The sequence below is a fragment of the Alkalihalobacillus deserti genome, from assembly GCF_020734105.1.
Taxonomy (GTDB): Bacteria; Bacillota; Bacilli; order Bacillales; family Bacillaceae_D; genus Halalkalibacter; species Halalkalibacter deserti.
The window spans coordinates 233,971-246,699 of the sequence record NZ_JAJAFR010000005.1 but is presented as its reverse complement, the minus strand read 5'-3'; the positions used below and the strand labels follow the sequence as shown (position 1 = coordinate 246,699).

Annotated in this window: 15 protein-coding genes; 5 read left to right on the top strand and 10 right to left on the bottom strand. The window is 40.1% G+C overall.

The annotated features are described in order from the left end of the window. Positions 1-3 precede the first annotated feature (3 nt). The 5 genes from gvpO to gvpA form a co-directional block, all read right to left on the bottom strand. Positions 4-270: a gas vesicle protein GvpO gene (gene gvpO / locus LDX58_RS12175; RefSeq protein ID WP_227937102.1), complete on the bottom strand. Its 267-nt coding sequence runs from the start codon at positions 268-270 to the stop codon at positions 4-6. 68 nt (positions 271-338) lie between these two features. Then, a complete protein-coding gene (gene gvpJ / locus LDX58_RS12170) occupies positions 339-599 on the bottom strand; it encodes a gas vesicle protein GvpJ (RefSeq protein WP_227937101.1) in 261 nt (86 codons plus the stop codon). A 26-nt stretch (positions 600-625) separates the two neighbouring features. Next, positions 626-1,072 carry a gas vesicle protein GvpQ gene (gene gvpQ / locus LDX58_RS12165; RefSeq protein ID WP_227937100.1) on the bottom strand — a complete coding sequence of 149 codons (447 nt, stop codon included), beginning with the start codon at positions 1,070-1,072 and terminating at the stop codon, positions 626-628. A gap of 35 nt (positions 1,073-1,107) precedes the next feature. Beyond that, complete coding sequence (gene gvpT, locus LDX58_RS12160; RefSeq protein WP_227937099.1) at positions 1,108-1,593, bottom strand: GvpT/GvpP family gas vesicle accessory protein; 486 nt, start codon at positions 1,591-1,593, stop codon at positions 1,108-1,110. 39 nt (positions 1,594-1,632) lie between these two features. After that, the gene (gene gvpA / locus LDX58_RS12155; RefSeq protein ID WP_227937098.1) at positions 1,633-1,890 is read right to left on the bottom strand and encodes a gas vesicle structural protein GvpA; all 258 of its coding nucleotides are present in this window, start codon (positions 1,888-1,890) and stop codon (positions 1,633-1,635) included. Between the two features lie 889 nt (positions 1,891-2,779). Here gvpA and LDX58_RS12150 point away from each other — a divergent pair. Next, positions 2,780-3,157, top strand: coding sequence for a hypothetical protein (locus LDX58_RS12150; RefSeq protein ID WP_227937097.1), 378 nt, complete (start codon positions 2,780-2,782; stop codon positions 3,155-3,157). Positions 3,158-3,504: 347 nt separating this feature from the next. On the opposite strand, the gene LDX58_RS12145 is transcribed toward LDX58_RS12150, so the two are convergent. From LDX58_RS12145 to LDX58_RS12125, 5 genes are all read right to left on the bottom strand, one after another. Next, entirely contained in the window at positions 3,505-4,518 is a 1,014-nt protein-coding gene (locus LDX58_RS12145) for a potassium channel family protein (RefSeq protein ID WP_227937096.1), read from the bottom strand. A gap of 452 nt (positions 4,519-4,970) precedes the next feature. Further along, positions 4,971-6,212, bottom strand: a complete 1,242-nt coding sequence (locus tag LDX58_RS12140) for a glutathionylspermidine synthase family protein (protein ID WP_227937095.1) — start codon at positions 6,210-6,212, stop codon at positions 4,971-4,973. Between the two features lie 14 nt (positions 6,213-6,226). Further along, positions 6,227-6,643 carry a DUF350 domain-containing protein gene (locus LDX58_RS12135; RefSeq protein ID WP_227937094.1) on the bottom strand — a complete coding sequence of 139 codons (417 nt, stop codon included), beginning with the start codon at positions 6,641-6,643 and terminating at the stop codon, positions 6,227-6,229. Then, positions 6,640-7,884 carry a glutathionylspermidine synthase family protein gene (locus LDX58_RS12130; protein WP_227937093.1) on the bottom strand — a complete coding sequence of 415 codons (1,245 nt, stop codon included), beginning with the start codon at positions 7,882-7,884 and terminating at the stop codon, positions 6,640-6,642. The genes LDX58_RS12135 and LDX58_RS12130 overlap by 4 nt, the downstream gene beginning before the upstream one ends. After that, positions 7,865-8,320 (bottom strand): hypothetical protein, encoded by a 456-nt coding sequence (locus LDX58_RS12125; RefSeq protein ID WP_227937092.1) that lies wholly within the window; start codon positions 8,318-8,320, stop codon positions 7,865-7,867. The genes LDX58_RS12130 and LDX58_RS12125 overlap by 20 nt, the downstream gene beginning before the upstream one ends. 914 nt (positions 8,321-9,234) lie before the next feature. Here LDX58_RS12125 and LDX58_RS12120 point away from each other — a divergent pair. From LDX58_RS12120 to modB, 4 genes are all read left to right on the top strand, one after another. Next, a complete protein-coding gene (locus tag LDX58_RS12120) occupies positions 9,235-9,900 on the top strand; it encodes a hypothetical protein (RefSeq protein ID WP_227937091.1) in 666 nt (221 codons plus the stop codon). 24 nt (positions 9,901-9,924) lie between these two features. Beyond that, entirely contained in the window at positions 9,925-11,133 is a 1,209-nt protein-coding gene (locus LDX58_RS26445) for an efflux RND transporter periplasmic adaptor subunit (RefSeq protein WP_227937090.1), read from the top strand. 144 nt (positions 11,134-11,277) lie between these two features. Continuing rightward, positions 11,278-12,033, top strand: coding sequence for a molybdate ABC transporter substrate-binding protein (modA, locus tag LDX58_RS12110; protein WP_227937089.1), 756 nt, complete (start codon positions 11,278-11,280; stop codon positions 12,031-12,033). Next, complete coding sequence (modB, locus tag LDX58_RS12105; RefSeq protein WP_227937088.1) at positions 12,033-12,686, top strand: molybdate ABC transporter permease subunit; 654 nt, start codon at positions 12,033-12,035, stop codon at positions 12,684-12,686. The genes modA and modB overlap by 1 nt, the downstream gene beginning before the upstream one ends. The last annotated feature ends 43 nt before the right edge of the window (positions 12,687-12,729 follow it).

Below are 12,729 nucleotides of genomic sequence, written 5' to 3'. Positions count from 1 at the left end.
GTCCTACACTTCTTGACCAATTGCGCTTCTATAACGAATATCACGTCTTTTAAAAGATGTAACTTCCTTGTCTTGATTAAGGTAAACGTCATACACGCCTAGCATTTCGTCTTTCGCATATTTTTTCATGTATTCCTTTTCTTCAATTACTTCAACAGTGAGCTTCCAACCATCGTTATCGATTCCTTCGACTGAGGTAATTTTATGAATGGGCGCTACATGTTCATTAAAGAAGTCAGCAACATTTCCCATGATTTTTTTTATTTCCATAGTGCCCTCCCGCTACTGATCGGATGTAGGCCAGGGTTCGACTACCCTGACTACATCCTCTGCTACACCTAAATACTAAAGCTTGCATTTCTTTCATTTGGTTGTGGTGGAAGCCCATTTTCTTCAACGCCATCTCGAAGTAATCCAACCGCCTCTGCATAACGTAACCATGTATCGACACTTGCAATAACCACTCTTGCTTCAACGGTTAAAATTTCAATCCCAACGACCGAGACTCTTACAAATGCATCAATGACAATCCCTTTATCTAAAATTCGGTCGATTACCTCTGCTAAACTAGAGCTATCTGCACTTTTTTGAATGGACATTTCTCATTCTCCTTTCACGATTCCAATTAAGAAGTCATCGTCTTCATGTCATTTGAGGATTTGATGTTAGTCGAACTCTTAACATCGTTATAACTCTTAATGCCGGTAACACTTTTAATGTTTCTAACACCTTTAACTTTTCGACCATCGTCTTTATTAGAAGTGGAGATCTTATCTTGAAAATCCTCTCCAGCTTCTACAACGTTACCGACCTTATCTCTGACAGACAGTAAAACATCTTGAGCCTTTTCTTTCGCTTTTTCTGCTGTGTCATGGACTTTATCAGCATTTTTATTTTTTGCGTTCTCTAACTTGCTTGCAGCTTCATCGGCTTTCTCTTGGATGTTCTCAACAAACTTGTCTTTAGCTTTATCTACTACGGTTTCTTTTACTTTTTCCTTAATTGGCTCAGGAGTATGCTCTATCGCCTTTTCGGCAACTTTGCTTACGGCCTTTTTTACGGGCTCTCCCATTCAATTACCCCCTCTGGAGTTATCGAAGTGGACTGCTACTTCTTTGAATCCACTAGCTGATTTAGGACGTCTTCAATTTTATCAAGGCGTTCATTTAAGTTTTTGTTATCTTCTTTGATTTCGTCATACTGCGAGGATTGTTCGTCCTTATCTGAATCACTTTTCTCCTCTTTATCATCGTTTTTCTTTAAATTGGGCAGTAAACTACCACCGGATTTATTCATGTAACCAGAAGCTGTTTGTCGAATGCTGTTAACGGCTTGCTCCGTTAAGATCTCTTGAGCGGTTCTTTTTAATTCTTTACTAGCAACTCTCATAACCTCTGATTCACTTAAACTTTTCATGACTCTCTGGCTCGTCCCAGGGCTAGATAATAAGCCAATTCCTGCCCCAACAATACCACCGATTATCGCTAGATTCATGGAGTTGCTTGATTCATTACTATTTTCTTCTTTTTGGTTATTTTCTGCTTTTACCTCTTCTTCCGGCTTTTCTGTTTTCTCTTTTACTGTCATATTCATCGACCTCATCTCATTCCATATTTTCAAATAGCCTATTGTTTAAAAACTAAATTGCGGATCACGGTCTTGTGTTCTTAGAAGACCTTCTTCTTCTACTTCATCCCTGAGGAGTCCAACAGCCTCTGCGTAGCGTAACCATGTATCAACACTAGCAATGACCACTCGAGCTTCAACCGTAAGAATTTCGATCCCAACTAGCGAGACCCTAACAAAAGCATCAATCACAATTCCTTTGTCTAGAATTCTGTCAATTACCTCTGCAAGGCTTGAACTATCTGTACTTTTTTGAACACTCATCTGTTTTTCCTCCTCTCCACTTCGTTCATACGTGAATCAGATTGCTTGGACAATTTATATTCGGTTTCTAATCCATACCATCAATTATTGAGATTAAAACAACAACTTTTTTCATATTTATACAATAATTTTAAAAATTTAGTAGAGTCTACTCGAATTTCGCCTCTTTGAAATATTTGAAGATTAATAGCTATGCTATTTTCATCCATTTTCCATATCAGAATGTTATATAGATTACATTTTTGTTACATCATTAAAAAAACAGAGAAAAAATAGGATAGAGATTCCTTTTTCAAAGAAATTGGGAGAATTACCTTAGTAAATATTTGGGATTAGCTTAATAACAGCTTATCCGCAATTGATTAGTTAATTGGTCTTGATCGATGTATAGAAAGCAGGGGACTTCACATTTGAGATGTCCCCTGCTTTTTATCCTGTACTATGTATGAGACTGTTAAGAGATGCACTCTCAGTAAAAGTAGAGATCAAATAGGCGAATTGTGCAATTCATCACTGTTTATGTGCAATTATTTTGAGATTTATGCAATTATTCTCTGATTTGTGCAATTACCCTCTGATTCGTGCAATGATCCTCAGTTTTGTGCAATCGACCGAATTTCACGCAAAAACCAGCCTACTCTGACTAGAAAGTTGGCTGGTTGTTTAACTCAATCTCTCAAATGTAGTATAAAATAAGAATTTATTCTTATACTTTTATACCCAATTTTTCTAATGTAGTTGAAACATACCAAAATACAAACGATCAGAATCTTTTAACCTGTTTAGAATTGAGTCGAAAACTTTATAAATTTTCTGTCAAATTGCGACAGCTTTTATAACTGGTTTGCCCTATGATAATAGTATAATTTAGTAAAGTGAGGGTTTCCTTATGAAAACCAGTCGATTCTATCCAATGATGTCCTATCAGAAACCTTTAAAAGCTTACCTAACGATTGAGGAGATTAATGGGATGACTTTCTCTTCTAGTAAGTCAAAAGAAATTGATGTGCATGAAAGTAACTCATTAGGATTATCTTTTTCAACCGATCTAGATTTTCCGATGAAAGAAGAAACCCCACTGACGTTCAAAATAAAATTTTTTACATTAGGGGAAATGACCGGGGAGATCACACAGAAGGAAAAGAGATATAATGGTGGTTATTATTATGATTTAAAAGCCATTGCCTGTAACTTGCAATACCTCAAAACATTTGCCACTTTTCATGAGACACCCGTTGATCGAATGAGTTATTCATTAATTAGTTAGAGGCTTAATTAGAAAGTGGATGACTTCGTTTGATGAAGCCGTTCGGTGAGGGAAAAAAATTGAATTAACAACTTATTTAACAGACGGTTTTGACCGCGATTTCAGAGTGGGAATACTTACTATATGAGCAATAAAAAAGGACGTATGAATTGGCATACGGCCTTTTCTTGTTGAATAAAGTTTACGTGCAATTATTTTGAGATTTGTGCAATTATCAACGGATTTGTGCAATTATTCTCTGTTTTGCGCAATTATCAACAGATTCGTGCAATGATCCTCAGTTTCGTGCAATCGACCGAATTTCACGCAAAAACCAGCCTACTCTGACTAGAAAGTAGGCTGATTGTTTAACTCAATCTATCATAGGTCTCTTTATTACAAATAATATAAAGTACCGCTTCATCTGGAATGCGCTCATCGAGTTTTCTGTTAATGTCTAAATTGTCGCGATCAGCGATAAGCGTTGCGCCTTGTTTAAGTAAGTCTTGAAACGCATCGTTGTAAAAAACCCAGCTTGGATGTTTCGCAAGCTGATAGAGGTCCTCACCATGCTGTCGACTAATGAGTTGAGAGTAAACTTTACTCACTCCTTTATACAACGCTGAGCGCACAGCTAACCTTGAAATTGTCTCCTGAGATAAAATAAATTCATCGATTTTCACATGTGAGAAGTTGGCAATGTTTTTCTCTGTCATCACCTCAGCGGTTGTGTGAACCATTGGGGCGAGGCGTTCAACCGTGATTGAAACAAGCAAGGTTTTCGCATCTTTCAATGAGACGTCTTGAATATTGTCATCGGAAAAGATGATGACAGCACTGGCTTTTGAGATATTTGCTTTTTCAAATGGTTCCTCTGAGGTTGGATCTCCTTGTATGTAATGAAGCCGGTTGTTAGTTAGTTCGACTGGGGCTTTAGGTAGAGTATCAATGATCACAACTTCGATTTTGACGTCTGATTCAAGTAATTCTTTTATCGCAACTTCTGACTTTTTTCCCCAGCCAATGATGATAATGTGGCGATCGTTCATGTAATTCATCCTTCCCTCTTCTCTCATCCTTCTAAACAATGTAAAGGAATCAATAATTTTTCCAATCACAACCCCAAGTAAGCCAATGCCAATCAAAAACATGAACACCGTAAATAGCTTACCAGCAATCGTCACCGGCGAGTAATCTCCGTACCCAACTGTTGTAAAAGTCGTCATCACAAAGTAAAAAGTGTTTACTAGTGTTTCAAAGTTATCTGGCTCAAGTACATACATAATAACCGTGCTTAAAATAATAAAGAGTGCTGTCGTTACAAATAACGTTAAGTTTTTCATTCTGATTAAGCCTAGGCTGATTCTGAGAAAAAAGTGCATGGTTTGGTTGTCCTCCTAGGTTCTCGGTTTGCGAGAAGGTAAAATGGCTGAAAACAGGAAGATTAGATAGGTTGGAGCTTGGCTTCCTGTAATAAATTCGCTGAGTAGAAAAATTGTAAATAAATGAGACCACTGATATATTTCTATTTTCGCTGATATTATAAAAGACTTTATTCGAGAGACGAATCCGGTGTGAAACCTTCCTACGGGGCATGAGAAAGGTGCCCTTTATCTCCTTAATCTACCTTACAGCTCAGTAAAATGGCAAATCCCTGCTTTCTAATCGGAAAGAATGATAGCGGGAGTTTCTATTAAAATGGCTAAGTCACCCATAAAAGGAGAAAGGTGCTATTACCCCAATTGACACAAGAGAAATCCAGCTTACATTGCCACCGAATTTCTACTTTTGCCGATCATCTTCCCCATCAACGCTTTACCGGAGAAATGCCTTTCTACCTGGTCGTATAGGCCACAAACATCGATAAGTTACCCGTAATCATACCACCGACTCGGAAAAATAATCCACTTGGCTGACCATTGATGACATGAGAGCCGATCAATAATTTCCCTGTATAAGGACCGTCCCATGTATCAATCGTTTGATCAGGCATCGGGAAGTATTCTTGAAAGACAACGGACTGATTCTGATAATAATCCACGTCTTCATCTAAAACATTCCCGTCTGACACAATTTGAATGCCACCGCCTTCGCGTCCGAGAACGGGTTTTTTTACATAAGATTGCAACGAACTGGCCGTATCATAAGTTGGTAAAAAGTACTGATCAATGATTGCTTGCTCTGACCTTGTGTACCACTCTTGTTTTTTCTCGGTAATTAACGATAAAATCGCCTTCGATTGCATCAGTAGAGCGGAAGGCGGATTAATCACTTTTACTTTATCGTTCATCATGTGAACGATAAAACGTTCGCCGATCAGCTCGCCTGTGCCGCTTTTTTCTTCCAAAAAATACTCAAGTGGGTAGAGACGATACAAAAAGTCGATTCGCTCACCTTCTTGGGTTTGGACGTCCTCTTCGCCGACAACAATCTCCTCAAGTGGAACGTATTTGGCTTGCTGCGGGTATAAGCTCATTAAATAGCGCACCGTTTGTTTGTCTTCGTCATGCCAATCGGCACAAGTGAAATAGAGTGTATCCGTGCTACCAATGTTATAGTCTCTAATGATCTGATTCCAGGCATTTTTAATATTGGCGCCGATCTGCGCATTTGGATTTGTACTTCGATGTTCTTGACAAAGAACGTCCTGCGCAACAGCCGCTTCTACTAGACCAACTGGAGTATCCGTATTTCCCTCTAACACTTTCAGACCGTTCGCCGAAGCAATAAAATCGTAGCGGACAAAATAAGAAAACGCTGTTTTGTTTTCAGCGAGGAGGAGATCCCAGAGAAAAACAGAAATGCCCGTCTTGTGAATAATCGAACGGTCTTTTAAGATTTGCTCATGCGTTTTAGCGAAAATATCGTTCACCGCTCTTGAGGCGTTCTCTACTTCTCGCACCAATGAGGGCGGGACGACTAAAAGCGAGTCGCTCATGTATTGATTGTCTTCATAGTTTTCGTAGAGTGTCGCCCAAGTAAAGCCTTTAGCAGACACTTTTCGCTCGAGATCGAGCCATCTTTTTAAATAGGCATCTGCTTCAAATGGTTCGGTAAGTGATTGATATGGAAGCATTCATCTCCCCCCTTTTAGTAGCTAATCGTGGCTGCAACAATAAGCCCAACTAGGACGGAGACGCCTCCTAAGAAAAGACCTACTGCTACGTTGCCGCTTTCAATTTCTTTCGCTAGGCTCGTGTTGCGTGTGAATACATACTCGATCACAAGGTGAAGAACAATTTGAACAATAATGGCGATAAATGCCCAGATTGTTAAATCAATTAAGTTGATCGAGCTCCGGATTGCCGATTGAAGAACAACGACAAGACCGGTCATTTTCCCAAGAAGCTTTAATGCTACCGCGGTATTTCCCTTTTTAATTTGTTCACGCTCAGAATATGGAGTAAGCATTTTGAAAATATACGTTCCGATCAGAAAGAGCACAAGAGAAACGGCGAGATAGATCAGAAAGTGATCAAGCGTTTGAAGATAATACGTGATATTCATTCTATTGCTCCTTTCATTCCACAAGGTAAGAAATAAGATAGATTGTCGGTAATCTGTGCACCTGCGCGAAAGCCAAAGGCGCTTGCTTTTTCATTGATAATAAAGCTTCCTATTAGAAGATGAGCGTCGGTGGCTCCCTTTTCAGTTTGGATTGTTGCGACGGGCAAATCAACATACTTTTGAAAAACTTTTACATAGTGATCATATGTATGTTCTTTTTGTGAGAAGAGGGTTGCTCCGTTTTGTTTGACTTCAACCGTGTCTCCTTCTCGACCGAACACGGGCTTCGAGACATAACGATCTCCTTTTTCAATAAAAGGTTCTTCATCCAAATACGTTGGCAAAAAATAACGAGCAATGATCTCGTGCTCAGACCCGGTAAAAAATGAATGGTGATGTTCGTGCATCCCCCATATTGCCGCCATCACCGCTTTGCTTTGCATAAGGAAGGCAGAGGCTGGGTTTAACATTCCGACTTTCCTCGTGCTCACTAGCTTCATAAACTCGATTCCGATTGGAAATTGATCATCAGCAACATCTGCTAGTAAAGCTTCTAATGGATATGTATGTCGATAGAGAATATCAATTTTATTTCCTGCGAAATCATAAACACCCTCACCAGCTTTAATTTGCAATTGATTTAATGGCACAAAGATGGCTCCTTTTATTTGCGAGAGCTTCATCAAATACAACATCGTTTCACGATCTTCGATATCCTCCTCATGTGCCGTAAAAACCACATTTGGATGACCGCTCAGACCGTTCGCTTGCGCGCAGTGATAAACACTGTTGCGAAGCGCTTTTCCAAGATAAATTTCCTCTTCCACGTTTGGATTAATGGAACCAAATTCAGAGCAGACAAGCCCATTCACCTCAAATAGCTCGCGAATAAACGTTGGTGTATCTGAATTGAATTCAATCATTTTCAAGCCTTGATCCGTTCTGACAAAATCAAAGCGCCCAATGACGGTTTCATATGGCAATGGTGTCATCCTTAGATAGGATACGGCACTAGCAGGAAATCCTAAATCTAGGAGCGTTTCATCTGGGGCGTTACGAATCATCTCGTTCATTTTTTTATAAATCGAGTAAACGTTTTGCGTCGCTTGTCTAATGTCATCAGCTTCATCTTCCTTCAACACCAAACAGTCATATAGGGCATACTCCATGCCATATAAACGGTCCCAAAAAGCAGGTATCGCCTTGTAAAACAGCTCGCGTTTAGCCTCCAAATATACCACCGCCGCCCATCCCAGAGCGTGGTTTATTCGCTTGGTTTGGATTTGGTTGTTGATTTGGGTTCGGCTGGCTTACATTAGGATCTGTTCGTGGGTTGGTAACGGCCGGCTGGCGCATTCCACCACCGCCTCCCATCGCTCTCCCCGCCATAAAAGCAGCGATCGTCGGAAACCAACTTCCCCCATAGTAATAGTGGCCACGATTTTCATTGCCTTCTTCCACACACTGATAGCCTTCTGCTTCCTCATCCCACTTCCATGTATCGCAATCCGCTTCCTCCGGTGAAGGTGGCCCCGCATCCGGCTGAACATTGGGATCTGGCTCGGCTGGAACGGCAAACAGCTCTTCCTGTGCTGCAGGCGAGCATGCCGTTAAACCCATTAACGCAACGCTCGATCCAAGCAGCCCCTTTAGAAGCTTATCCGTTTTTGGTTTCATCGTTTCAACACCTCCCATTTCTGTATACGAACTTCATGTACTTCTGGTTTCGCTACCACTCGTATAATACCCTTCCTATTTTATCCTAATTGTACTCTACCAATCATTGACCAAGAGAAAAAGCTGGTCGAATTGAAGCGCGATATCTCCAAAAAACGTTGCCTTCCCGCTATCAAAACCATCGACAGCAGGTTTTAAGTTACTGCACACCACTTGGAGTTTACTAAAATAAAAAATGAGGAATACAACTAGGAAGTACCTAAAATGTAAAAAAACTAGAAATAGCATCAAGAGTGAAATTGTTTTATACTTTTTCATATATTATGTCAGTATTGACGCCCTCTATGCTCGATTTGAGGTGCATCTGGGCTTTAATGCACTGCTTTCACGACCTCCATTCCCGATTTGGGGCGTTTCTGGGCTTTAATGCGCTGCTTTGACGACCTCCATCCCAGATTTGAGGTGCATCTGGGCTTTAATGCGCTGCTTTAACGACCTCCATTCCCGATTTGGGGCGTTTCTGGGCTTTAATGCGCTGCTTTGACGACCTCCATTCCTGATTTGAGGTGCATCTGGGCTTTAATGCACTGCTTTCACGACCTCCATTCCCGATTTGGGGCGTTTCTGGGCTTTAATGCGCTGCTTTGACGACCTCCATTCCCGATTTGAGGTGCATCTGGGCTTTAATGCGCTGCTTTGACGCGCAGCAACCACGAAAAAAGGCGTATTGGCATCAAAGAGACTTATATGAGGATCCCTCTAGATTCAGTCTGTTTCAGCAGACCTGAAACCGTTAGGCTCTCACTTTGAGAAAATCACGCAAGCATTAGATGGTAATTGTTTCAAATTCCACTAATTTCCGATAAAATGTATTATGATAGATTCATATAAACACTTTGGGGGATTAGCCTAATATGACGTTTCAATTAGAATTAGCAAAAAGCTTGAAAGACCCGTACTCAAAATTTTATCAATTAAAAATTGCAGAAGTTATCCCTATTCATTACGGTAAAATAGCTTTACTCATATTCGTTAGCGTATTAATTGCCTTGATTCGTTCATTTTTTGGGTTGGACACAGCTAGCATCTCTCATCAAATAGCGGAGTATTCGATGAGTGAATTTGAATGGATGAAAGTCTTGATTGGACTCGGTGGACTACTAGATGGCTTCCTCTCTCCCCTTGTCTATTTGTTCTTTACTAGTTTTTGTTTTTGGGCGTTTCTAGATGAGGTTTCTTTTCGCCAATCCTTTGTCGTAATAACTGTTAGTCTCTTTATTTTCACAATTGAAAAAGTAGCTTTGCTTCCTTTTGAATTATGGCTAGGCATTCAATCGTCTTCTTCTCCATTTGCGTTAGGAGTAATTGTAAGCACCCTAACAGAAAACGACTATCTCATTAACTTTTTTGGAGGAATATCGTTATTCTGGATAGGCGCGATCATCATCCAAGCTTATGCTTACTCAGTATTAGCTACCAATCGAAAACGATTTATTGTCCTCCTGACGGTAGCGATCCATGTACTTATTCTTTTAGTTGCTGTTCTCAAAACATTCATAGGTATTTATCTAACTCTCTAATTGCGATAAAGGTGGTCAAACATAGTGAAAGCTTGGATAAAATATACACTGATCTTCATTGGTACGCTTTTAATTACCTTAAATATTGTCTTGATTTTACAAGATGAAAGTCAAATTGACCGCTTACAAATAATTGATCGGTTTCTATCTCCATTACAAGTAGATATCGTTGAATCGATCGAAAAGCCAGGCATCATCTCCTCCATAAGTGAGGAGCATATTTATTACAATGAAAACCTTGGTTCTCTTGGTACGGTTTTTGTTGAGGAGGGCCAGGAAGTTCAGTTTGGCGAGGTTTTATTTAGCTATCATAATATTCAACTTGGTTCTGCCGAAAGAGAACTAGAGTTGAATATAGAAAAAAACAACTTACGATCTTCTCAACTTGCTGATGAGATTTACACCCTCACCACCATCAAAGATACATTGGTTAGTAACGAAATGGTACCCGGTCAGGAAACGCTTTCTCTGGAAGCTCAATTGGCACAATACAATGTTCAAATTGAGGAAAAGCAGCATCAAATGGCCACCCTTCAACTTGAAACAGAAATGTATCACCAATCTCTTTCGACTTTAAGTGAACAGCAGGCTGAACTAGAGATTACCAGTCCAGCTACTGGTGTAATCAAAGAAATCAATACCAATCAAAACATGCCATTTATCACTCTGTTACCTACTCCTTTTGTTGCAAAAGGAAAGCTAACAGAAGCCGAATCGCTAGACATAGACGAAGGAATGAAAGTAGAAGTACAGGCAAATGACCATGAGCCGATCGAAGGGATGTTATCAAAAATTTCACAATTCCCGAGTGAAGAACCTTCAATCGAACAAGTTACGTCTTATCCTTTTGTTGTTGAGCTCACTGATTTGGAAGCCGATCTGAAAATTGGCTTTCATGTCAATCTCAACATTATTCAAAAGGAAATTCCTAATGCGATTGTAATTCCTGCTGATTCCTTTCTCCTCCAAAGTGAGGAAAAACCTGTCGTTTATGTAGCGGACGAAGGGAATATCGCCGAAAAGACTGTTACGCTCGGGATGATTGCAAAGGACAAGCAGGAAGTAATATCCGGCTTAACGACAGCGGATTTGCTTGTTGATGATCCACTAAAGGTGATTTCGGGGCAACCGTTTGTTACGAAAGTAAGGCTGAGTGAATTAGAGAAATCAACTTTATCTTCTTTTAGAAAGAAGGAGCTGTTGAAGTTAACGTTACGAGGATTTCTTCAATAGGCGTTTCGAAGACTTAGATGGGACTGCCCACCTAAGTCTTTTTTTAGGTAGAAACCTTGTTAGGTTTTATCCGCACAATAGTGAAGGACAACGTTAAATGCTATACTATGAATATACAGTTATCCGGAAAGGTTTAGAGACATTATGAAAAGTAACTTCTTTTTATTATTCTTATCGATTTTTTTCCTATTTGGGTGTACAAGCCCGGAAAATGAAAATGAAACCCTTTATGTAGCTGCCGCTTCTGACCTTCATCACGCTCTAACAGAGATAGGAGAAGCGTTTACCAAAGAAACGAATATCCCCTTAGAATTCACCTTTGGCTCAACAGGCCTTTTAACACAGCAAATTCAAGAAGGGGCTCCTTTTGATTTGTTTTTAGCGGCCCATGAATCGTATATTAATCGATTAATTGAAAGAGATGCACTACTAAATGATTCAAAAGAGTATTATGCGGTTGGAAGACTCGTTGTCATGGGGTCACCCGAGCAAGAAGGCACCAGACTTAATCTTGAGTATTTATTACATCCAGAAGTAAAGACCATTGCCATTGCTAACCCAGAACATGCTCCTTATGGAAAAGCGGCACAGGAAGCTTTGAAATCACAGGGTATATGGGAAGACGTTCAACCGAAACTCGTTTACGCTGAAAATATTAGACAGGCCTATCAATATGTTGAATCAGGAAATGCGGATGTTGGGATTATTGCTTTAGCGTTAATGTATAAAACGGAATTTCCGTATCAGTTAATCGATGAAGACACTCACCTTCCTCTTAGGCAAGCGTTAGGCATTCCTACGCAAACTGAAAAGGCAGAGTTAAGTCAAGAATTTGTTGATTTTATTTTAAGTGAACAAGGTCAAAGCATTTTAAAACAGTATGGGTTTGATCTGCCGTAATGGATACGATTCTTACCCCTTTATTTTTGTCGCTGAAAATTGCTGCTATTGCCACGTTATTTGCTTTTATCGGCGGAATTCTTTTATCTTGGTGGTTTGCTTTTAATAAAAGTAAATTAACGGACATCCTCTCGATTGTGATTACGATTCCACTTGTGATTCCGCCCACTGTCTTAGGGTACTATTTGCTTTTGCTGTTAGGAAGAGGCAGTCCAATCGGTCAATGGGTGGAGAATCTAACCGGGCAGCCGATTACCTTCACTTGGAAAGCGGCTGTTATTGCAGCCACGATTGCAGCATTGCCTTTGTTAATTAGACCGATTCAGGCCTCATTTGAGTCGATCAGCAAAGATACGATTGGGGCGGCTGAAATCGATGGGGCTGGGAAATTTCAAATCTTAGTTCACATTATCATTCCACTCGCTTACAAAGGTGTGCTCGCCGGCTTGGTGCTAGGTTTCGCAAGGGCGATGGGGGAGTTCGGGGCAACGTTAATGGTCGCTGGGAACATCCCTGGTAAAACGCAAACTCTCTCGATTGCCATTTACGACGCGGTTCAAGCCGATCGGATGGCCGACGCTCATATGATGGTGATCATTTTAAGTGTTGCAACTATTTTCTTTTTGTATTTGATTCATAGGTGGTTTAGATGACGACATGAAGAAGCCGACTTCATTTGTAAGTCGGCTTCTCATT

What these genes read in the sequence shown, in the direction of transcription:
- gvpO (WP_227937102.1), bottom strand. Translation starts at nt 270, where the DNA reads ATGGAAATAAAAAAAATCATGGGAAATGTTGCTGACTTCTTTAATGAA.
- gvpJ (WP_227937101.1), bottom strand. Translation starts at nt 599, where the DNA reads ATGTCCATTCAAAAAAGTGCAGATAGCTCTAGTTTAGCAGAGGTAATC.
- gvpQ (WP_227937100.1), bottom strand. Translation starts at nt 1,072, where the DNA reads ATGGGAGAGCCCGTAAAAAAGGCCGTAAGCAAAGTTGCCGAAAAGGCG.
- gvpT (WP_227937099.1), bottom strand. Translation starts at nt 1,593, where the DNA reads ATGAATATGACAGTAAAAGAGAAAACAGAAAAGCCGGAAGAAGAGGTA.
- gvpA (WP_227937098.1), bottom strand. Translation starts at nt 1,890, where the DNA reads ATGAGTGTTCAAAAAAGTACAGATAGTTCAAGCCTTGCAGAGGTAATT.
- LDX58_RS12150 (WP_227937097.1), top strand. Translation starts at nt 2,780, where the DNA reads ATGAAAACCAGTCGATTCTATCCAATGATGTCCTATCAGAAACCTTTA.
- LDX58_RS12145 (WP_227937096.1), bottom strand. Translation starts at nt 4,518, where the DNA reads ATGCACTTTTTTCTCAGAATCAGCCTAGGCTTAATCAGAATGAAAAAC.
- LDX58_RS12140 (WP_227937095.1), bottom strand. Translation starts at nt 6,212, where the DNA reads ATGCTTCCATATCAATCACTTACCGAACCATTTGAAGCAGATGCCTAT.
- LDX58_RS12135 (WP_227937094.1), bottom strand. Translation starts at nt 6,643, where the DNA reads ATGAATATCACGTATTATCTTCAAACGCTTGATCACTTTCTGATCTAT.
- LDX58_RS12125 (WP_227937092.1), bottom strand. Translation starts at nt 8,320, where the DNA reads ATGAAACCAAAAACGGATAAGCTTCTAAAGGGGCTGCTTGGATCGAGC.
- LDX58_RS12120 (WP_227937091.1), top strand. Translation starts at nt 9,235, where the DNA reads ATGACGTTTCAATTAGAATTAGCAAAAAGCTTGAAAGACCCGTACTCA.
- modA (WP_227937089.1), top strand. Translation starts at nt 11,278, where the DNA reads ATGAAAAGTAACTTCTTTTTATTATTCTTATCGATTTTTTTCCTATTT.
- modB (WP_227937088.1), top strand. Translation starts at nt 12,033, where the DNA reads ATGGATACGATTCTTACCCCTTTATTTTTGTCGCTGAAAATTGCTGCT.